General features: G+C 73.4%; 17 protein-coding genes. 4 read left to right on the top strand and 13 right to left on the bottom strand.

The annotated features are described in order from the left end of the window. Positions 1–23 precede the first annotated feature (23 nt). The 7 genes from ACIO1C_RS32115 to ACIO1C_RS32085 form a co-directional block, all read right to left on the bottom strand. Positions 24–503, bottom strand: coding sequence for a hypothetical protein (locus tag ACIO1C_RS32115; RefSeq protein WP_401870229.1), 480 nt, complete (start codon positions 501–503; stop codon positions 24–26). 101 nt (positions 504–604) lie between these two features. Beyond that, complete coding sequence (locus ACIO1C_RS32110) at positions 605–1,513, bottom strand: S1 family peptidase (RefSeq protein ID WP_401870226.1); 909 nt, start codon at positions 1,511–1,513, stop codon at positions 605–607. A gap of 200 nt (positions 1,514–1,713) precedes the next feature. Next, positions 1,714–2,535 (bottom strand): DUF1684 domain-containing protein, encoded by an 822-nt coding sequence (locus ACIO1C_RS32105; protein ID WP_401870223.1) that lies wholly within the window; start codon positions 2,533–2,535, stop codon positions 1,714–1,716. Positions 2,536–2,540: 5 nt separating this feature from the next. Continuing rightward, positions 2,541–3,893 (bottom strand): NtaA/DmoA family FMN-dependent monooxygenase, encoded by a 1,353-nt coding sequence (locus ACIO1C_RS32100; protein ID WP_401870221.1) that lies wholly within the window; start codon positions 3,891–3,893, stop codon positions 2,541–2,543. Further along, a complete protein-coding gene (locus ACIO1C_RS32095) occupies positions 3,890–4,963 on the bottom strand; it encodes an LLM class flavin-dependent oxidoreductase (protein WP_401870218.1) in 1,074 nt (357 codons plus the stop codon). Before ACIO1C_RS32095 ends, ACIO1C_RS32100 begins: the two co-directional genes overlap by 4 nt. A gap of 22 nt (positions 4,964–4,985) precedes the next feature. Next, positions 4,986–6,965 (bottom strand): FAD/NAD(P)-binding protein, encoded by a 1,980-nt coding sequence (locus ACIO1C_RS32090; protein ID WP_401870215.1) that lies wholly within the window; start codon positions 6,963–6,965, stop codon positions 4,986–4,988. 432 nt (positions 6,966–7,397) lie between these two features. Then, a complete protein-coding gene (locus ACIO1C_RS32085; RefSeq protein WP_401870213.1) occupies positions 7,398–8,621 on the bottom strand; it encodes a DUF5685 family protein in 1,224 nt (407 codons plus the stop codon). A 238-nt stretch (positions 8,622–8,859) separates the two neighbouring features. On the opposite strand from ACIO1C_RS32085, the gene ACIO1C_RS32080 reads away from it, so the two are divergent. Further along, the gene (locus ACIO1C_RS32080; RefSeq protein ID WP_401870210.1) at positions 8,860–9,291 is read left to right on the top strand and encodes a cell division protein SepF; all 432 of its coding nucleotides are present in this window, start codon (positions 8,860–8,862) and stop codon (positions 9,289–9,291) included. A 47-nt stretch (positions 9,292–9,338) separates the two neighbouring features. Here ACIO1C_RS32080 and ACIO1C_RS32075 read toward each other — a convergent pair whose 3' ends face one another. Together ACIO1C_RS32075 and ACIO1C_RS32070 are read right to left on the bottom strand one after the other, a co-directional pair. Further along, the gene (locus ACIO1C_RS32075) at positions 9,339–10,526 is read right to left on the bottom strand and encodes an acyl-CoA dehydrogenase family protein (protein WP_401870207.1); all 1,188 of its coding nucleotides are present in this window, start codon (positions 10,524–10,526) and stop codon (positions 9,339–9,341) included. A gap of 126 nt (positions 10,527–10,652) precedes the next feature. After that, entirely contained in the window at positions 10,653–12,392 is a 1,740-nt protein-coding gene (locus tag ACIO1C_RS32070; protein ID WP_401870205.1) for an MFS transporter, read from the bottom strand. A 433-nt stretch (positions 12,393–12,825) separates the two neighbouring features. Here ACIO1C_RS32070 and ACIO1C_RS32065 point away from each other — a divergent pair, with 433 nt between their 5' ends. After that, on the top strand, positions 12,826–13,818 hold the full coding sequence (locus ACIO1C_RS32065) for a phosphatase PAP2 family protein (RefSeq protein ID WP_401870203.1): 993 nt from the start codon (positions 12,826–12,828) through the stop codon (positions 13,816–13,818). Positions 13,819–13,958: 140 nt separating this feature from the next. Here ACIO1C_RS32065 and ACIO1C_RS32060 read toward each other — a convergent pair whose 3' ends face one another. From ACIO1C_RS32060 to ACIO1C_RS32045, 4 genes are all read right to left on the bottom strand, one after another. Beyond that, positions 13,959–14,174 carry an I78 family peptidase inhibitor gene (locus ACIO1C_RS32060; RefSeq protein WP_401870200.1) on the bottom strand — a complete coding sequence of 72 codons (216 nt, stop codon included), beginning with the start codon at positions 14,172–14,174 and terminating at the stop codon, positions 13,959–13,961. A gap of 330 nt (positions 14,175–14,504) precedes the next feature. Beyond that, on the bottom strand, positions 14,505–15,485 hold the full coding sequence (locus tag ACIO1C_RS32055; protein ID WP_401870452.1) for a helix-turn-helix transcriptional regulator: 981 nt from the start codon (positions 15,483–15,485) through the stop codon (positions 14,505–14,507). Between the two features lie 374 nt (positions 15,486–15,859). Next, positions 15,860–16,711: a hypothetical protein gene (locus tag ACIO1C_RS32050; RefSeq protein WP_401870197.1), complete on the bottom strand. Its 852-nt coding sequence runs from the start codon at positions 16,709–16,711 to the stop codon at positions 15,860–15,862. After that, positions 16,708–17,973: a glycosyltransferase gene (locus ACIO1C_RS32045; protein ID WP_401870196.1), complete on the bottom strand. Its 1,266-nt coding sequence runs from the start codon at positions 17,971–17,973 to the stop codon at positions 16,708–16,710. The genes ACIO1C_RS32050 and ACIO1C_RS32045 overlap by 4 nt, the downstream gene beginning before the upstream one ends. 388 nt (positions 17,974–18,361) lie before the next feature. Between ACIO1C_RS32045 and ACIO1C_RS32040 the strand changes: the two genes are divergently transcribed. Further along, positions 18,362–19,141 carry a hypothetical protein gene (locus ACIO1C_RS32040; protein ID WP_401870193.1) on the top strand — a complete coding sequence of 260 codons (780 nt, stop codon included), beginning with the start codon at positions 18,362–18,364 and terminating at the stop codon, positions 19,139–19,141. Between the two features lie 152 nt (positions 19,142–19,293). Continuing rightward, on the top strand, positions 19,294–19,581 hold the full coding sequence (locus tag ACIO1C_RS32035; RefSeq protein WP_401870191.1) for a hypothetical protein: 288 nt from the start codon (positions 19,294–19,296) through the stop codon (positions 19,579–19,581). The last annotated feature ends 166 nt before the right edge of the window (positions 19,582–19,747 follow it).

Genomic DNA, 19,747 nt, shown 5'->3' with positions numbered 1-19,747 from the left:
TCAAGGCACACGCGGCCGGGCGGTCAGGCCCGCTCCACCCCGTCGCACCAGATCACCGTCACCGGCTTCCCGCGCTCACGCGCGTACCGCACGATGTCGCCCGTCCCGCCGAGGCCGCGGGCCGGGCGGCCGTCCCACACCGCCAGCAGCCGGTCGCAGTGGTCGGCGATGTACGCGCCCGCCGCGTAGTAGGCCTCGTCCGTGGAGTGCGGGAACTCCATCCTGACCTCCAGGGTGGCCCGGTCCTTGAGGTGCCGGTAGCGGGCCAGTTCCTCGGGGTCGTCGAAGCCGTCCTCGTAGTCCCCGCTGGGGATGACGACGGTCAGTTCCGCGCCCCGGTCGAGCGCGAGGTCCGCGAAGAGCTGGTCCGCGCCGGCGGCCAGGCTGGAGAGGGCCTCCAGCGAGCCCGAGTGGGCACGGAGCACGGCCAGGATGGCGGCCCTGATGTGTGATCTGGCCGCCGCGGGGATGTCCCGGTGACCGGTCACTCCGATGCTTTTCACTGCCCGCGGCCCCCCGTTCCGTACCACCGACCACCCGGCATTCTCGCAGAGGTGAGCCCCCGTCCGGTCGGGACAGGGGCTCACCGGGCGCCGGGCCGCCGTCAGTAGACGCTGACGCCGTAGGCGCTCAGCGCCTCCGTGACCGGCTGGAAGTACGTGGTGCCGCCGGAGGTGCAGTTGCCGCTGCCGCCCGACGTCAGCCCGATGGCGCGGCCGGCCGAGTGGAGCGGGCCGCCGCTGTCGCCCGGCTCCGCGCAGACGTTGGTACGGATCAGGCCCGAGACGATGTCGCCTCCGCCGTAGTTGACCGTGGCGTTCAGGCCCGTCACCGTGCCGCTGTGGGTCCCGGTGGTGGAACCGAGGCGCGTGACGGACATGCCGACCGTGGCGTTGGCCGCGCCGGTGATGTCGACGCTGCCGACCGTGCCCGGGTGGGTCACGGCGGGGTTGTCGTACCGGACGAGGCCGTAGTCGTTGCCCGGGAAGCTGGAGCCCACCGTGGGGCCGATGCTGATGGTGTGCGCCGGGTCCGCGTACCAGGGCGGGTAGCCCTCCGTGCAGTGGCCCGCCGTCAGGAAGTAGTAGGTGGAGCCGCTGCGGACGTTGAATCCCACGGAGCAGCGCCAGCTGGGGGCGTAGACGGCGTCACCACCGGATATGAAGCGGGAGAGCGTGCCCGGGGTGCGTTCGATGCGCAGCGCGCCGGCGTTGGCCCCGGCCGCCCGCCGGATCGACCGGATCTCGGTCGCGGAGACCGTGCTGTCGGCCGTGACGACCAGTTCGCCGCCGGCCGGGTCGGTGTACCAGGCGGTGCCCGCCACGTCGGCGGTGAGGACGGCGTCGTTCGCGGCGGTGAGCTGCTGGGCGCCGAAGACGGTGGCCCGGTCCTGTGCGCTCGCTCCGGCGGCCGGTATCGCGAGTGCCACGGCGGCCGCCAGTCCGGCGGTGACGGCGAACAGCCGGGTCCTTCTCGCCTGTGAGCCTGGGGGGTTGGTGCGCTTGATCCTCACGTGTCGTTCCTCCGGGGGGAATCGGGGGCCCGGCGGTGGGGTGCCCGGCCCGTGAGGCGCAGCCGGGGCGCCCGTCCGGGTCCCGGACAGGCGTCTCCCCGGCAAACACTTTGGGGAGTATCGAGGCCGCCGACTCCCCCGCGCAAGAGCGCCCTCCGGACCGCCGCGACGGGTGGTGCCGGAGGGCCGGAAGTGCCGGATCAGCCGGTCACGAGCCGCCGTTCGCCGGCCGGGACCGCGATCGGGAGCCGGTTGCCGGGCGGGGGGAACGGGCACAGGAAGTGATCCGCGAAGGCGCAGGGCGGCAGCACCGCCCGGTTGAGGTCGACGCTCACCGTGCCGTCCGCGTCCGGGGCCGGCGGCCGCAGGAAGCGGAACCGGAAGCTGTCCGTCCCGCTGGTCGTGTCGGCGAAGACGACCCACAGGGAGCCGTCGGGCTCCACGGCGGCCTGGAAGGTGTGGTCCGTCCCGTCCACCGTGAAGGAGACCTCACCGCCGAGGGTGAAGTCCCGCTCGCGCCCGTCCGCGTTCGGCAGCAGGATCGTACGGCTCTCGTACGGCCGGAAGTGCCCGGTCAGCGCCCAGTCGCTGTCGTACGGAACCGCCTCGATGCCCAGGAACGACCGCCGGGCCGGGGATCCTGGGTCGAAGTCGCGTACCGCCCACAGGCCTTCGCGGCGCAGCACGACCAGCCGGCGCGCCCCGGCCGCAATCCTGGAGTCCTCGAACGCCCTGGTGTCGGCCGTCAGCCGGATCTCACCGGTCAGCGGTACGCCGTCGGCGGTGAGCCCGTCGCCGTCCCCGGCGGTGAGCACCACCTCGTCGCCGTCCGCGCGCCACACGCCCGGTACGGCGGGCAGGCGGCCCTCGGGGAAGTCGGTGAGCCAGTGGGTACCGGTGAGGGAGAGCGGTCCGTACGGCGCGGAGACGGCGAAGACGCGCTGTTCGTGCCAGTGCTTCCACTCCTGGGCGGGGTCGGTGTCGGTCGCTGTGCCGGGTGCGCCGGGCGTGTCGGTGGTCATGCTGATCAGCCTTTCCAGACGGGGTCGGGAAGCCCCAGATGGGACCGCAACGTGGTCCCCGCGTACTCCGTACGGAAGACACCGCGTTCCTGGAGCAGCGGTACGACCCGGTCGACGAAGTCGTCCAGGCCGCCCGGGGTGAGATGGGGGATGAGGATGAAACCGTCCGCCGCCTCCTGCTGGACGAAGCTGTCGAGCGCCTCGGCGACGGTCAGGGGGGTGCCGATGAAGGACTGCCTGGCGGTGGTCTCGATGACCGTCCCCCGGATGGACAGCCCCTTGGCCTCGGACAGGGCGCGCCAGCGCGCGGCGACCGCGAGCGGGTCGCCGTCCGTCACCCGGCCCTGGCCGATGACGGCGGCGGGGTCCGGGTCGGTGTCCGGGAGGGGTCCCTCGGGGTCGTACGCGGAGAGGTCGCGGCCCCAGACGCGTTCCGCGGCGAGGAGGGCGTTCTGCGGGGAGACCTGCCGGCGGCGGATCTCGGCGGCGCGCTCCTGGGCCTCGGCGTCGGTGTCGCCGAGGACGTAGGTCACGCCCGGCATGATCTTCAGGTCGCCGGCCCGTCTGCCGTACCGCGCCAGCCGGGCCTTGGTGTCGGCGTAGAAGGCCCGGCCCGCCTCCAGGGTGCTGTGGCGGCTGAAGACGACGTCTGCGGTGGAGGCCGCGAACTCCCTGCCCTCCTCGGAGTCACCGGCCTGGATGACGACGGGGTGGCCCTGCGGGGAGCGGGGGACGGTGAACTCGCCCTCGATCTCGAAGTGTTGACCGGTGTGGGCGAAGGAGCGCGGGACGCCGTACGGGGAGCCGGGTGTGGCCGGGGTCCAGGAGTCCCACAGTTCCCGGGCGGTGGCGACGAACTCGGCGGCCCGGGTGTAGCGGTCGGCGCGGTCGAGGTAGCCGCCGCGCCGGAAGTTCTCCCCGGTGAAGGCGTCGGAGGAGGTCACCACGTTCCAGGCGGCGCGGCCCTCGCTGAGCCGGTCGAGGGTGGCGAGCCTGCGGGCGAGTTCGAACGGCTCGTTGAAGGTGGCGTTCACGGTCGCGGCGAGGCCGAGCCGGTCGGTGACGGCGGCGAGGGCGTTGAGCACGGTGATCGATTCGGGCCGGCCGACGACGTCCAGGTCGTGGATCAGGCCTTTGTGCTCGCGCAGTCGCAGCCCCTCGGCGAGGAAGAAGAAGTCGAACAGGCCCCGCTCGGCGGTGCGGGCGAGCCGCTCGAAGGAGGAGAACTCGATCTGCGACTCGGCGCGGGGGTCGGCCCAGACGGTGGTGCTGTTGACGCCGGGGAAGTGGGCGGCGAGGTGGAGGGTCCTGCGGCCGGAAGGGGCGGCGGGGGTGTCGGCGGGGGTGTCGGCGGTCATGACGCTCCCCCGGCGTGGGTGTACCGGTTGGCGGGGCGGGTCAGGCCCAGGTGCTCGCGCAGCGTGCCGCCCGGGTAGAAGGTGCGGAACCGGCTGCGGTGCTGGAGCAGCGCGACCGTACCGTTGACCAGCCGTTCGAGGTCGCGGGCCGGCTCGGCGGGCGCGACGTGGAAGCCGTCGACGGCGCCGCCCCGGTGCCAGGCCGCGATCAGTTCGGCGAGGTCGACGGGGCCGCCCCGGTAGTACGGGCCGCCGGCGCCGCCGGTGGTACGGGGCGCGCTCTCCAGCCCCGGTTCCGCCGGGCGTTCGCCGTCGCCGAGGTTGACCGTGAGGGCCGCGAGCACCCGCAGGGCGTCGGGGCGCCGGCCGTGGGCGGCGGCGCGGGCGCGGAGCCGCTCGCGGATCCCCGCCGCCTCCTCGGGGCGGGTGGCCCGGATGAGGACGACGTCCGCGTGGCGCGCGGCGATGTCCTCGCTGTGCTCGCCGGCGGCGTCCACGACGGTGACGGGGTGGCCCTGCGGGGGCCTCGGCACGATCGCCGGGCCTCGGACGGTGAACGTGGTCCCCTCGAAGTCGACATGGTGGAGCTTGGCGCGGTCGACGAAGCGCCCTGTCGACGTGTCGCGGATCTCGGCGTCGTCCTCCCAGCTGTCCCACAGCCGCGCCGCCACCTCGGCGACCTCGCCCGCCTCCCGCCACAGGGCCTCGGCGGGGGCCGCGTGGCGGCGGCCGAAGAGCCGGGCCTGCGCGGGCGTGGTCGACACGTCGACCACCCAGCCGGCCCGGCCCCGGCTCACCCAGTCCAGGGTGGCTACGGCGGAGGAGACGTGGAACGGCTCGGTGTGGGTGGTGGTGACCGTCGCCACCAGCCCGATCCGCTCGGTGGCCGGGGCGACCCGGGACAGCACGGCGAGCGCGTCGAGTCCTGGCCGGGTGAACGAGTCCTGGAGGGTGACGAAGTCGAGGGCGCCCCGCTCGGCGAGCCGGGCGAGGTCGACGTAGTCGGCGGCGTCGTACCGCGGCGGACCGCCGATCTCGGCGGCGAGATGCAGGGGTCGGATGGCGGACAATGTCGGGCCTCTCAGGTTCGGTTCAGGAGTCGGACACAACACGGGGACGGTCGGTACGGGTCTCGTCCCCGGGGTCCTGATGGCCGGCGGGATCCCGGAGGAAGGTCAGTACGGCGCGGGCCACGTCGTCGTTCTGCCGGAAGGCGGGGCCGCCGGTGCGGGGCCGGGTGAAGGCGCCGCTGGACCGGGCGGTGGTGTACGGGCCGAGGGCGAAGCGGCGCGGATGCGGGCGCCCGTCGCTCTCGACGAGCCGCCCGTCGTCGGGGTCGACCTTGACGAGCCCGGCGGAGGTGGCGGCGGCCCCCTCCTCGTACAGCGCCCGCAGCAGCGGACTGCGCGTGCGCTCGGGCGCCGGGTCGGGGAGCCGGGCCTCCACCAGGGCGCGCGCTTCCACGTAGTGCCCCGGTACGGACGCGCCACCCGCCCGGAAGAGTCCCTTCCGCTCGTCGGCCTCGACCGTCGTGTCGGCGCCGAGGAAGCGGACGATCCCGGCCCGTGAGAGGGCGAGGAGCTGGCGCAGCCGGGGTCCCGGCGGCCCGGAGGCAACGTAGCTGAAGAAGCCGTGCCACTGGCCTCCCATGTCCCCGAGGTCGCCGAGCCGGGTCAACTGTCCGTAGACGGAGAACAGTCCGAGGAAGACGGCGAGGTCGGCGCTGTGGGACGGGTCGTGCCGGCGGGTCAGGTCGGCGGTGATGTAGTCGCGCAGGCCGTCCTGGAGCGCCTCGTGCGACGCGAAGCGCACGCCGGCCAGCGGACGGTCGAGGAGGCCGAGGTCGAGCCGGTCGGCGGGGTCGGGCACGGCGGCGGCGGTGAGCGCGTCCAGCTCCGGGCTGCCGGGTGCCGCGGCGGCGTACTTCTCCTCGAAGTCCGTCCAGGCCATGCGGGTGCGCTCGGGGTGGGCGGTGAAGAGCCGGTGGTAGTGGGCGAAGCCCAGCTCCTTGTCGACCAGGGGCCGGACGTCGCGCCGGAAGTCGAGCGGCCGGCGCCCGCGGAGCAGCTCGTCGATCTGCTCGGGCCCGAGGAAGCGCGGCAGTGGCGGTCTCTCGCCGCTCAGGCCGTACCCGATCTTGGAGTGGTACGGGACACCGCGCCGCGATCCCACGTACAGCACCGGCTCCCGCCCCGAGGGGTGGTAGACCAGCTCCTCGCCGACGCCCTCTCGCGGGCTGCCCGGGGCCACGGAGTAGCGCCCTCCCCGGCCCTCGGTGAGCAGCACCATGAGGTCCACGAAGGCGAGGCCGAAGCCGCGCACGATCACGGGCTCGCCGGCGGGCAGGGCCGACAGGTCGCTGTCGGCGGTGAAGTCGGGCGGCACGTGCGTCAGCCCGTGCCGCCGGGCGAACCCCGCCAGCTCCACGTGCTCGGGCTCCGGTTCCGCGTCGAGGTGGCCGAGGGTCAGGACCACCAGGTCGGCGAGCAGCGGTTCCGTACGGTCCTCCAGCCAGACCCGCTGTCTCCCGCCGCGCGGACCGCTGACGCGCAGGGCGCGCGTCGGGTGCCGGTGCAGGGTGACGCCCGGCGGCAGGGCGGCCACGGTCCGCTCGTACACCCAGCTCAGATAGGCGCTCTGCGCCCGTCTGCTGGGAAAGGCCTGGTCGCTCAGGGCGGTGATCTCGGCGCGCAGTCCCGGATCGGCGCGCGCGGTCTCCTCGGAGAGGTCGGCGGTCCCGTCCGCGACGTTCCGCGCCCACTCGTGGAGCGCGGGCCCCTCGGTGACGGGACCGCCGAGCCGCACCGAGTCGTCGGTGAACATGGTGACGTCGGCGGCCATCGAGTTCATCCAGAGGAGCGGCGACTGCTCGCGGCGCCATATCCGGCCACCACCCGGCGGGAACGGGTCGACCAGGTGGATGTCGAGGGGGCGGCCGTCGTACAGGGCGGGCGCGTTGGCGGCGAACCGTTCCAGGAATCCCGTGCCGCGCGGGCCCGCGCCGACCACGACGACGGACCGGGTGAGGCGCGCAAGGACGGGGGTGCGGGTGGGATCCGAGGACACAGGCATGCGAAGGCTCCGTGGATACAGAGATCGAACACGGGATGTGCCTTCACGGAAAACGCGGGCGGACCGAGCCCCTCAGCACGATCCGCTTGTGGCTCAGAGGCTAAGCGGTGTGTACCGTCCGCTGTCAAGCTTGTCCATACTCCGGGCGTCCCGGGTCACTCGGTTGACGGGGAAACGGATGCCTGTTCCACTTGGCACATGTATGCGCAGCAGTGGCTGGTCACCCGCTCCCACATCGACTTCGGTCGAGTGTGGTCCTCGTCCTGTTGAGCTGACGCCCTGCACGGCCTCCGTACCACCGGCGCTCACCCGCCGTCTCCCGCGTGCCTTCACAAGCGCCGCTCCACGCGTCACCCCCCTCGCTCCCCCCTTCCCGCCTCCGCCTCCGGCTCTCTCTCCGTCCCGTCTCCCCGCACGGCCGTCCCGCCACGGTCAGCAGCTGCAATCGCAGCATCCGCAGCAGTCACAGCAACCGCCGTCACAGTCGCAGCAGTTCCCGTCGCAGTCGCAGCTCTGGCAGCAGCCCTCGCGCTTCTTGCGTGACCACGGGCCCTCGTAGCTCTCCGCGCAGCACATCCGGCACGTGCAGCACAGGGCGGCGAAGGCCGCGCAGCCGGCCAGGAATCCGCGCGGTCCGGGCCGGGGCGGCTCGACGTGCGGCCCCTGCGGGGTCTGCGGCATGCCCGGCGTCCCCGGTGCCCGCGGGGGTGTTCCCGGCAGGTGCCCCGCCGGGGCGCCGCCGTGCCCGGCGTGCGCGCACGCCGTCGTACCGAACGCCCGGTCCACCGACACCCGCAGTTCGTGGGCGAGCAGCACGTGCGCGAGCCGGCCGTCGGTGAACTCCGCGTCCCGCAGTGCGAGACGGATGCCGTGCACGGCGTCGTCGGCGAGCCGCCGGGCCTCCGCCCGGGGCGTGCCGGTCGCGGTCAGCGGGTTCCAGGCTCCCGACGCGGCGTCAGTCTCCTGGTCCTCCACGGCGTCCAGCAGATGCGCGAGCCGTCCGAAGAGCCGTCCCGCCTCGGTCAGCGGCGCGCGGTTCCCGGGCCGGCCCGCCAGCACGGCGGTGTGCGCGAAGGCGGCGCCCGTCGCCGTCTCGGTCGGCTCGGTGACGGCCGTCAGCGCGGTGCCGGGACCGGCGAGGGCCTCGATCCCCGCCTGCCGGTCGACGGCGTCGACCAGGACGGACGTGTCGAATCCCAGCGCCGCGCCGGTACGGGCGCCCGCCCGGTCCCAGCCGGTGGCGACCCTGCGCGCCGCGGCGGCGAGCGGCCGGCGCTTCAACAGCCCGTCCCCGTCGGCCACGTGGTCCCGTACCTTCGCCGAGGCCAGGACGAGCGAGACGGCGGCGGCCAGGCGCGCGCCCTCTCCCCGGGCGACCGGTGCGGTCCGCATGCCGCGCAGCGGACAGGGGCCCGCGGTGCGCCGGTGGCCGGGGGCGGGCGCTGACTGAGCCTCCGTCAGGACCGAGACGATCAGGCCGTCGTAGTTGGTGACGACCCGGGACAGCTGCCCGTGGCCGGAGCGAAGTGCCAGGCACAGTCCGCAGAGATGGGCCGTCCACTCGGCCTTGAGGCCGTCGGTGAGGCGGTGCCCGCATGGTCTGACGATCCCGAACACGACGGTCCCCCCGGAGTCGTTCGTCTGTGCGGAGGGCATCGTATCGACTACACCGTTCACCCGTACGACCCCCGCGTCACCCATCTGGCCGGAACGTCATATTTTGTACGACCTCAGGGCCCGTACGCAGGAGGAACCTTGACGAACCGCCACATCTTCTGCACCAGTACCGTCACGAATGCCCTGTGCGGCGGCTATCCCCTTGGCGCGGAATCCGCATCATGGTCGACCATAGGGAGTGCGGAACCACTAGTGACCGCGGTGAGAGGAGGCGTCCATGGGATCGGTGCGCAAGGCGAGTGCTTGGCTGGGCCTCGTCGAGGACAACGACGAGCGTTACTACGACGACGAGTACGCCGAGGGTGCGGAGAGCGACGACACCTGGAAGACCGACCCCCGGGCGCGGGTCGCTTCCGAGGCCGTCCATGAGGACCGCAGGATCGCCACGGTCTCCCCGGACGGCTTCCGGGACGCCCGGCACATCGGCGAGCTCTTCCGGGCCGGCACCCCGGTCATCATGAACCTCACCGCCATGGAGCCCTCCGACGCCAAGCGGGTCGTGGACTTCGCCGCGGGACTGGCCTTCGGGCTGCGCGGCTCGATCGAGCGCGTGGCCACCCGGGTCTTCCTGCTGACCCCCGCCGACACCGAGATCGTCAGCGGTGACCCCACGGGCCGCGCGCAGGACGGCTTCTTCAACCAGAGCTGAGCGGGGCGCGCACCGGTCCGTCCGGTTTCATCCGGGAATCTCCCGGATCACCGGAAGGCGTCGAGACCGGTGAGCGCCTTGCCCAGGACCAACTGGTGCATCTCGACCGTGCCCTCGTAGGTGAGGACCGACTCCAGGTTCGTCGCGTGCCGCATGACCGGGTAGGCGAGCGAGATCCCGTTGGCGCCGAGGATCGTGCGCGCGGTGCGGCAGATCTCGAGGGCCTCCCGTACGTTGTTCAGCTTCCCGAAGCTGACCTGTTCCGGGCGGAGCCGGCCGGCGTCCATCCGCCGCCCCAGATGGTGGGCGAGCAGGATGCCCTTGTGGAGTTCGAGGGCCATGTCGGCGAGCTTGGCCTGGGTGAGCTGGAACCCGCCGATCGGCCGGCCGAACTGCTCCCGCGTCCTCGCGTACTCCAGCGCCGACTCGAAGCTGGCGCGCGCGGCCCCCATGGCGCCCCAGACGATTCCGTACCGCGCGTGGTTCAGACAGCTGAGCGGTCCGCGCAGTCCCGAGACCTCCGGGAGGACGGCGTCGGCCGGCAGCCTCACCCCGTCGAGGACCAGTTCGCTGGTGACCGAGGCTCGCAGCGACCACTTATGGGTGATTTCCGGGGCGGAGAAACCGGGGGTGCCGGCCGGCACGAGAAAGCCCCGTACCCCGTCCGGCTGATCGCTGGTCTGGGCCCAGACGACCGCGACGTCGGCCACCGAGCCGTTGGTGATCCACATCTTGCGGCCGTCGAGGACCCAGTCGGTGCCGTCCCGGCGCGCGCGGGTGCGCATCCCGGCCGGGTCGGAGCCGTGGTCGGGCTCGGTGAGGCCGAAGCAGCCGATCAGCTCGCCGGCCGCCATGCCGGGGAGCCAGCGCCGCTTCTGCTCCTCGGAGCCGTGGCGGTGGATCGCGTACATCGCGAGGGAGCCCTGGACGGAGACGAGGGAGCGGATGCCGGAGTCGGCGGCCTCCAGCTCCAGGCAGGCGAGCCCGTACTGGACGGCGGTGGCGCCCGCGCAGCCGTATCCGGTCAGGGACATGCCGAGCGCGCCCAGCCCGCCGAGTTCCCTGGCCAGTTCGCGCAGGACGGGCAGTTCGCCGTTCTCGTACCACTCGGCGATGTGCGGCAGGACCCGGTCGGCCGCCCAGGCGCGGACGGTGTCCCGGATCGCCAGGTCCTCCGGTTCGAGGAGGTCGTCGAGGCCGAGCGGATCACCGGGGTCGAAGGAAGGGACGGGCATGAGGGGCTGCCTCCGGCGGCTCGCGCGGCTCAAACTAGCAGTGTTAGTTACGGCTCGGCGCAGACGTTACGGCCCCGGTGCGGCGACCGCAACGCCCGCGGGACGCGCCGGCGGCGGGGGCCGGTGTCAGCCGGACGGGCCGCGGGGCACCAGGGCGGGCCGCTGACGTGACGAGGCCGGCTGTTTGTCCGGTGGCCTCGCCCGGTCGGCCGACGCGCGGGGGGCCGCTTTGCGGAGGTCCGGTACGTGACGCTCCTGCGCCCGCTGTTCCGGTATCACGCCCACCGGCTCCGGCGCCCCCGCGGCGGCGGTCTCCGCCGGGCCCGGCGCCGGGCATTCCATGATCCGGGGCAGCCGCAGCGCGGCCAGCGCGCCGAGCAGCAGCAGGCCCGCGCTGACCAGCAGCGTGACATGGAGGCCGTGTACGTAGGCGTGGCGGGCGGCGCTCCGCAGGGAGTCCCCGGCCGGTCCGCCCAGCCGGTTGGCGACCTGGTAGGCCTCGCCGAGGGACTGGGAGGCGGCCGTGGAGTCGGACGTGCGGACGCCCTTCACGGACGACAGGGCGGGCGCGTAGGACGCGTTCATCACGCTGCCGAGCAGGGCGATCCCCATGCCCGCGCCGAGCTGGTACGACGTCTCGCCGATGGCGGCGGCCCCGCCCGCCTGTTCGGCGGGGGCCTCGCTGAGCATCGACTCGTACGCGCCGAACAGCGTGGACTGCACCCCGAAGCCGAGCAGGACGAACGCGGCGGTCAGCAGTCCCGGCCGGTCGTGCTGGCCCATCATCACGAGCAGCAGCACGGCGGCGGCGGTGAGGACGAAGCCCCACGACACCATCCGGCGCGGCCCGACCCGGCGCAGGGTGAGCGATCCCGTGGCGCCCGCGGCCATCGCGGCGAAGGTGAGCGGCAGCAGCCGCAGCCCGGTCTCCAGCGGGCTGAGCCCCAGCACCAGCTGGAGGTACTGGACGGCGATCAGCTCCAGGCCGACCAGCGCCAGCATCGCGAGGACGATGCAGCCGATGGAGACGGAGAACGTGGGCCTGGCGAACATCCGCATGTCGATCAGCGGGTTGGCCCGGCGGCGCTGCCTCCGTACGAAGAGGACCAGCAGGGCGGCGCCGACGCAGAGCGGGACGAGGGTCGTGGGGCCGAGCGGGCCCTCCCCGGCGCCGAGGCGCTTCACGCCGAAGACCAGGCCGAGCACGCCCGCCGCCGCCATGAGCGCGCCGAGCACGTCCCAGGGGCCGTCGGAGCTGCCCCTGGACTCGGGGAGCACCACGCGGCCGAGCGGCAGGATGACCGCCAGCAGCGGCAGGTTGATCAGGAAGACCGAGCCCCACCAGAAGTGCTCGACCAGGAAGCCGCCGAGGACGGGGCCCACTGCGGCGCCCACGGCGGCGACCGCCGTCCACACCCCGATGGCCACCGCCCGCTCCCGCCGGTCGGGGAAGACCGCGCGGAGGATGGAGAGGGTCGCCGGCATGATCATCGCGCCGCCGACGCCGAGCAGGGCGCGCGCCCCGATCAGCACCATGGGCGAGCCCGCGAAGGCGGCGACGGCGGAGGCGGCCGCGAAGAGCCCGTACCCGAGCAGCAGCACGCGCCGGCGCCCGATGCGGTCGCCGAGGGTGCCGAAGAGGATCAGCAGCGCGGCGCAGACCAGCGGGTAGGCGTCCACGATCCAGAGCAGCTGGACGCCGCTGGGGTTCAGGTCCTCGGTGACGGAGGGGACGGCCACGTGCAGCACGGTCGCGTCCAGCGCGACCAGCAGCAGGCTGACGCAGAGGACGACCAGGACGACCCAGCGGTTGGCGCCGCCGACGGCGGCGCGCGACCGTGCCGCGGCCGTGGTGGTCCCGGTCATCTGAGTACCTCCCGATGCGTCCCCCGCACTCGGAGGGCCGACCGGGACCCCAGACCTTCCGGGCGACCCCGCAGCGACCCCGCATCGACGCGCGGGTGATCCGCCACAGTACGCGAGGGAACGCGCATGTCACGTGGTGCAGGTCTCACGGTTCGGACCATCCGGTGTGGTGTGCGCCACACCGGCCGCCTCCGTCGCGGCCGGGGCTTCCGCAAGCGGCGGGGAAATTCCACACGGCGTCCCGGTGAACTCATTCTGTTCCGCACAAAGACAGTTCCGCGAACGCCATGCCGATTAATAGGGTTCGGGGTCCTGTGGATTTCGGGAACCGGGCCGGATAAACCGTGACCTGAGACATACTCCACATCACATCGTCATCACAAAGAGACCTGATCGCCCTGTTCGGTCACTCACTCGCTGTAACGTCGATTACGTGCGCACCAACATCTTTGCCCGCCTGGATCGGGAGCCGGAGCCGCCGAAGATAGAGATCCCGCGGATGAGTCGCACCCGCAAGGCTCTCCTCGGCGGAACGTTGGCGTTCTATCTCGCCATCGTCGTCGCCGTGCTCGCCGATTCCTGGCTGGTGACCCTCGACTGGAAGGTCATGCTGTTCCGGCCGTACCAGCAGTGGCCGGGACTCCACGCCTTCCTCGACTACTTCGTGGTGCTCGGGCAGCGCGGCCCCACGGCCGTGATGATCGCGGCCTGGCTCGGGTGGCGCTCCTGGCGCCAGCACACGGTGCGGCCCCTGCTGGCCCTGGGCACCGCCCTGCTGCTGCTCAACATCACCGTCGGGGCGGTCAAGATCGGCCTCGGGCGGCTCGGCCCCCACTACGCGACCCAGATCGGCTCCGCGGAGCTCTTCGCGGGCGGCGATATATTTCCTTCGGGACACACCGCCAACGCCGTCGTGACCTGGGGAATCCTGGCCTATCTGGCCAGTACGCCCCGGGCCAGGCGGTATCTGTCGATCACGTCGTCCATGGTGGCCCTGGGGGTCGGCGCGACCACCGTCTACCTGGGTACGCACTGGCTGAGCGACGTGCTGCTGGGCTGGGCGGCAGGGCTGCTGATCCTGCTCGCCCTGCCGTGGTGCGAGCCGATGATCGGCCGCATGGAGCGCGCGATCCTCGCCGTACGGGACTCCGTCCTGGACCGGCTGCGCGCCCGCAGGAGGCTCGCGGCGTCGGCCCCGGTCGCCGCGGGCGGGCCCCGGCCGGCCCCGGTGCGGGCCGGTCACCCCGAGGACGACGACGCGCCGCGCGAACCGATCGGTGCCGGTCACCCCGGGCGGACGGGAGCGGGGCGGCCCCCGTCGCAGCTCACGCAGCCGCGTCCGCACGCGGTCCGCTCGGAACGTACGCCCATCACCCCGGCCGGCAGCCGCCGTCCGCCGCGCTCGCGGCCGGTGACGGGCGGCTGAGCGGCCGCCCAGGACGCCCCCGGAGGGGCTTTCAGGACATGGAAGGCCCCCGGCCCATGGCCGGGGGCCTTTTCCGTGCTCGCGGGGCGGGAGCGGGGACGGCGGGGGGCGGCGGGGGAAACGCCGGCGGGGACGGCGTTTCAGCCGCGCCAGCAGCGCACCACCCGGTTGTGCTCGACCTCGAAATTGAGGCGCCCCACCACGTACTCCATCGTGATGATCGCGCCCGGCGGCAGGGCCCGGACCGTTGTCCAGCCCCGCCGCCGGGCCCGGTTCCCGGCGTCGTCGGCGTCGAGGCCCACGTACGGACCGAGGTCGTCGGAGGGCGGGTCCTGGGGGGTCGGTGTGGGTGCCATGCCACTCACGGTAGGCGCCCCCGGGCGAGGAAGGAAGCCGGGCAATCGCCGGACACGGGCCCTTCCCGCCGGTCCGCCGTCACACTTGTGTCACAGGATCACGCCTCCTGGCGCAACGCCCCGACTTCACTCGTTCGGCCCTCCGATTCGACACTCCGGAGTAATTCCACGCCCCCTAAGATCACATAAATTCACCCTTATCAAATTCGCGCCGCCGCCGTCCCCGCAAGGGCGGCGGAGAATTGTCGGACCATGCGGAATTCACGATTCCCTTGCACGATCCCCCGACGGTGGACACGGCCGACCCGTTCGTTTTCGGTCACTTCGGTCTCAAGTAAGTGCCGCGTCAGTGCCGGGCAGGGCCCGCGACAGCCGGTCCCGCAGGGCCCTGATGTGGTCGACCAGCTCCGGCGGCTCCACCACCTCGAAGTCCAGGCCCACCGACAGCACGTGGAAGGCCATCACCTCCATGCTCCCGGCGCCGGTGCGCAGCAGGCAGCTGTGCGCGTCGACGGCCTCCAGGACGCCCGTGGAGGGCGACACGGACCGCGCCGCCTCCTCGGCGGAGACGGGGAGCCTGATCACCGCCTCGGCCGCGTAGACCCGGGTCGAGACGCCGCGCGAGACATAGGCGGCCAGGTCCTCGGCGGGCGCCTCGCGCGGGGGAAAGCGGGGCCCGTGCGGCGGCTTGGGGGTGATCCGGTCCACCCGGAACGTGCGCCAGTCCGCCCGGTCGGTGTCCCACGCCACCAGGTACCAGCGGTGCTCGGTGCACACCAGCCGGTGCGGTTCCACCGTGCGGCGGGTGTCGGCGCCGTTGTGGTCCCGGTACGCGATGCGCAGCCGCTCGCTGTCCCGGCAGGCGTTGGCCAGCTCGGTGAGCACGGCCGGGTCGACCGGCGTGCCCCGGCTGCCGCGCAGCAGGGGGACAGTGAAGGCGTTGAGGGCGCTCACCCGGCGGCGCAGCCGGTCCGGCAGCACCTGTTCCAGCTTGGCCAGGGCGCGTACGGACGTCTCGCCGATGCCCTCGATGCCCTGCCCGGCGGCGGTGCGCAGGCCGACGGCGACCGCGACGGCCTCCTCGTCGTCCAGGAGCAGCGGCGGCAGCTCGGCGCCCGCGCCCAGCTGGTAGCCACCGCCCGTGCCCGGGCTCGCGTTCACCGGATAGCCCAGCTCACGCAGCCGCTCGACGTCGCGCCGCACCGTGCGTGGCGTGATGCCGAGCCGGTCCGCGAGATCGGCGCCGGACCAGGCGCGGTGGGCCTGGAGCAGGGAGAGCAGGCGCAGGAGCCGCGCCGAGGTGTCCAGCATGGGGCCAGTCTCCCAGGAGTCGCGGACCGTTCCTGTCCGCAAGCCTCTGTCCGAGGACGCGATCGACCGGGACACCCTGCTGACCAACGTGACGCTGTACTGGCTGACCGGCACGGCCGGCTCCTCGGCGCGGATGTACTGGGAGAACGCGCACGGCGGCCTGTGGGGCCCGCCGAAGAACTCCCTGGTGCCCACGGGCGTCGCGAACTTCGGCGAGGACATCGCGATCCGCGCGTACGCGGAGCCGGGCCACCCCCTCACCCACTGGTCGGAGTTCGAACGGGGCGGCCACTTCGCCGCGCTGGAGGTCCCCGACCTGCTGGTGGCGGACGTCCGGGCCTTCTTCTCGACCCTGCGGCGCGGCTGGGGCGCCCCTAGGGCATGTCCGGCGCGGGCTCCAGTCGTACGCAGAGTCCGTTGTCGGCCGCGTAGCAGGGCGCGGCCGACCAGGTCTCCGGGCCCGGGCCGACGAAGCGTGGGTAGACGAGGATGTTCCGCTTGTCCCAGATGTCGTCCAGGATGCGGGAGATCCGGATGCCGGCCGCGTCCGGCGCGGGCCGCAGCCACAGGTCCCACCGCTGCCGTCGCCCGACCGGCACGTCGGTCAGGAGGGCGTACGGCAGGGTGAAGGCGAAGGACGTGCCCCGGCCGGTGACCGGGACCCGGTGGACCCGGCCGCCGCCGCGCAGTCGCGCCTCCGCCACCGCGCCGGGCCGCGCCTCGGCGCCGTACAGCACTCCCCCGACCGTCATCGCGCCCCGCTCGCAGCGGATCGCGCCGGCCTCGGCGTGCGGGGTGCGGACCCAGCTGCGGACGGCGAGGCGCCCGTCGCCCGTCGGGTACGGGATCCGGGCGGCGACCCGGTCGGACCCGGGGATCCGGTCCACGAGCGCCCGTACGTCCCTGACCCCGGGGCGTACGGCGTGTTCGCCGTCGGCTCCCGTCCTGACGTCCCAGTACCCCTCGGCCAGATGCACCGTGCTGGGCAGCACGGCCCGCAGCGCCGGTCTCGCGCCCGCCCCCGGCGCGTCCCCGCCGCCTCCGGTCAGCGGCAGCCGTACCTCATGGTCGGTGCCGTCCTCGGGGGCGCCGTCGCGCCGGCGCAGGACGAGCACCGGGGCGGGCCCGGCGGCTCCCGCGAGGTCGAAGGTGATGCCTCCCGCGGAGTCGGCGATGCAGTCGGCGACCCGTTCCGCCGCCCCTCTCCGTCCGTTCTGCCCGCTCATGGGGTCCTGCCCTTCCGGATCACGTCGACGGCGAGGTTGCGCGCGGAGTGCGTGCCGGCCAGTACGGCGCCCCGGCCCCGGTGCAGTGAGTCGTGCAGCCTGCCGCGCGAACCCTTGGCCAGCTCGGTGAAGAGCGCCTCGTGGCGGGTGGCGATCAGCGCGGGGTCGAACCGGGCGGAGGCGGCGAGCGCCGCCCGGCCGGCGCGTCCGCGCAGCGCGTCGTCCTGGATCAGGGCGAGCAGCGCGCCGGAGATCGCGTCCAGGTCCCCGTTGCGCACCAGCCGCCCGTCCACGCCGTCCTCGATGATCTCGGCGGGCCCGTGCGGGCAGTCGGTCGCGACGACCGGGACGCCGCAGCGCATCGCCTCGACGATGGTCATGCCGAAGGACTCGCGGCTGGAGGTGACGGCGGCGACGGATCCCTTGACCCACTCCGCCTCCAGCGGGTTGGCGGAGCCCATCAGCAGGACGTGGTCGTGCAGGCCGTGCTCCTCGACCAGCGCGCGCAGCGTGTCCTTCTCGTTGCCGGACGCGTCGCCGCCGCCGTAGATCCGCAGGCGCCAGTCGGGGCGGACCTCCACCACCCGGGCGAAGGCCCGTACCAGCAGGTCGTACCGCTTGACCTTGGTGAGCCGGCCGGCCGCGACGACCCATTTGCCGGTGCAGTCGGCGGGGGCGACGGTGGGCGCGGGCACGCTGTTGGGGATCGCCATGATCCGTACGCCGGGCAGCCGCAGCCCGGTCCGGTAGGCGCGGGAGTCGGCCTCGGTGACGGTGGTGACGGCGTCGAGCAGCCGGTAGCGGTGGCGGATCTCGCGGCGCAGGCGGCCCGCGTGGGTGTCGAGGCTCAGGTGTTCCTGGCCGATCCGGACCGGACCCCGGCGCGCCTGCCGGGCGAGGTGGACGTTGAGCCCGGGGCGGGTGCCGATGACGACGTCCGCCTCCAGAGACCGCAGGTGGGCGCCGATCCGGTGGTCCGTGAGGGCGCTGTACTGGCGGTACCTGCTGTCGCCCGCCGGGAAGATCCTGGCGCGCCCGTGCTCCCCGGCCTCACCGTCGTACCCGGGGCTGCCGGGCCGCAGGTCGACCAGGTGCCGCAGCTCGACCCCGGCGGGGGCGCCCAGGGCCGGCTCGTCCCGGTGCCGGAAGACCGAGACGATCTCGACCTCGTGCCGCTCGGCCAGCGTGGCGGCGAGCGTGAACGTCGTCCGGATCGTCCCGCCGACGGCATAGGCGTTGTGGAGCAGGAAGGAAAGGCGCATACGTGGGTGGGTCCCCCTGGTCGTCCCGGTCGTACCGGCTCGGTCCGTTAGACGCTCGAATGGAGCGTTCGGTGCCGAAAAGACCCGGCGTTTTCCGGCCACCTCTTCCGATCAGCGACTTCCCGATTTGTCGACCACGACAACCCGGTCACCGCACGCGCCGAATCGATCCGTCGACGTGGCGACCGTCCCACCGGGGACACCGGGCCAACTTGCCCGTCCTCGCCAGGCGTTGGACGCGGTGACTGATTCCGGCCGGTCGGTCACCCGCTGTGCCGATGGTTCGATTTCCGTTCCCCGATCCGCGTGACCCGGGCCACGCTCACCCGTTGTCTTCTTTACGAGCCGGGAACAGCCCGGCCCACGCACCGAGTTCGAGGAGCCACCCGTGCCGCGCATGCTCGATGTCAGCGAGGACGTACGCGCCGAGATCGGCGACGAAGAAGCCGACCGGCTGCTGGCCGGCGACAACTCCCCGGGCAGTTACGACTGCACGTCCTGCCGCACTCCCGGCGACTCCGAACAGGAGCGGACCAGCACTGTGCTGTTCGTCGGCGAGGAGACCGCCGTCCTCGCCTTCGCCCACGCCACCTGCATCCCCTCCCAGGTCGTCCAGGTCGCCGAGGACCAGCTCCAGGGCGCCGTCCGGTCCATCACCGGCGGCGAATCGGCGCAGCCCGGCGCGGCCGGCGGCGACCAGGCCGTTCTGGGTGTGACCAGCGGCCTGGTGCTGATCGAGGGCGATCTCCACCCGGCGCTGGTGGTCGAACCGACCGCCCCGATCGCCCGGCCCGGCGCGGCCGGCAGCACCGACGAGTTCCTGCCGCTCCTCGCCGAGCAGGGCTTCCGGCACGTCTCCGACCTGGAGACACTGCCCACCCTCCTGCCCGGCTGGTCCGTCCTGCTCGCCATGGGCCAGCTGCACGCCGTGCTCCAGCCGGGCACCGGCGGCAGCGGTTCCGTCGCCTGGTGGCAGGCGCACCAGCCCCTCCAGGTCACCGAGGGCTGGCGGGCGGCGGCCAACCGGTCCAGTACCGTCCTCGTCTTCGCCGCGCCGGTCGGCTCCATCGGCCAGCAGCCCCGCGAGGACCTGCTGCGCGAGGCCCTGGAGAAGGCGGCGGCCAACGGCCGGCTGGTCGCGGCCGCGATGCCGCTGGCGGGCACGTGACCACGGCCGCGCGCCCGGCCGTCCGGCTCACAGAACCCCCGCGAGCGGCGAATTCGCCGGGCACCCCGCATCCGACCGACACCGGGGTCGTTGGCACATATGTGCACGCATACGACCCCCCACGCCCGCAGTACCAGAGCCAGATCCCTTCGATGCGCCCCGCGCAGGACGTCGCGGACGGCTACTCCATGACGCCCATCTACGACGCGCTGTACTCCGAGTTCCGCCGGTCCTTCCGGGCCCTGCCCGGGGACCGGAGCAACGAGGAGAACCTGGGCTTCACCGCCTTCGGCACCGGACTGCACGCGTCGTCGCACAGCGGGTACGGCGGCGGCCACGGCCACACGCCGTACGTGGGGTCGTGGCAGCGCGACCCGCGCCAGCCGGGCGGGCGGCACACCCCGGCGGCCCTGCCACCGGGTCCGCGCCGGGGACACTGAGGCCGGGGACACTCAAAGACCGGGGACGCTCAAAGAAAAGGCCGGAAGCTGTGGGGTGGGGGGGGGGGCCCCCCCCCCCCCCCCCCCCCCCCCCCCCCCCCCCCCCCGCCCGGGGCGGGGGGCGTGGTTGGGGCGGCCGGGGAGGGGCCCCCCCCCGGCCAGTGGG

The sequence above is a fragment of the Streptomyces sp. NPDC087420 genome, assembly GCF_044744165.1.
Classification (GTDB): Bacteria; Actinomycetota; Actinomycetes; order Streptomycetales; family Streptomycetaceae; genus Streptomyces.
This window is presented reverse-complemented; position numbering and strand designations above follow the sequence as displayed.

Bases quoted from the DNA above. Each gene is read 5' to 3' on its own strand.
- ACIO1C_RS32105 (WP_401870223.1), bottom strand. From the start codon at position 2,535: ATGACCACCGACACGCCCGGCGCACCCGGCACAGCGACCGACACCGAC.
- ACIO1C_RS32100 (WP_401870221.1), bottom strand. From the start codon at position 3,893: ATGACCGCCGACACCCCCGCCGACACCCCCGCCGCCCCTTCCGGCCGC.
- ACIO1C_RS32090 (WP_401870215.1), bottom strand. From the start codon at position 6,965: ATGCCTGTGTCCTCGGATCCCACCCGCACCCCCGTCCTTGCGCGCCTC.
- ACIO1C_RS32085 (WP_401870213.1), bottom strand. From the start codon at position 8,621: ATGCCCTCCGCACAGACGAACGACTCCGGGGGGACCGTCGTGTTCGGG.
- ACIO1C_RS32080 (WP_401870210.1), top strand. From the start codon at position 8,860: ATGGGATCGGTGCGCAAGGCGAGTGCTTGGCTGGGCCTCGTCGAGGAC.
- ACIO1C_RS32075 (WP_401870207.1), bottom strand. From the start codon at position 10,526: ATGCCCGTCCCTTCCTTCGACCCCGGTGATCCGCTCGGCCTCGACGAC.
- ACIO1C_RS32070 (WP_401870205.1), bottom strand. From the start codon at position 12,392: ATGACCGGGACCACCACGGCCGCGGCACGGTCGCGCGCCGCCGTCGGC.
- ACIO1C_RS32060 (WP_401870200.1), bottom strand. From the start codon at position 14,174: ATGGCACCCACACCGACCCCCCAGGACCCGCCCTCCGACGACCTCGGT.
- ACIO1C_RS32055 (WP_401870452.1), bottom strand. From the start codon at position 15,485: ATGCTGGACACCTCGGCGCGGCTCCTGCGCCTGCTCTCCCTGCTCCAG.
- ACIO1C_RS32050 (WP_401870197.1), bottom strand. From the start codon at position 16,711: ATGAGCGGGCAGAACGGACGGAGAGGGGCGGCGGAACGGGTCGCCGAC.
- ACIO1C_RS32045 (WP_401870196.1), bottom strand. From the start codon at position 17,973: ATGCGCCTTTCCTTCCTGCTCCACAACGCCTATGCCGTCGGCGGGACG.
- ACIO1C_RS32035 (WP_401870191.1), top strand. From the start codon at position 19,294: ATGCGCCCCGCGCAGGACGTCGCGGACGGCTACTCCATGACGCCCATC.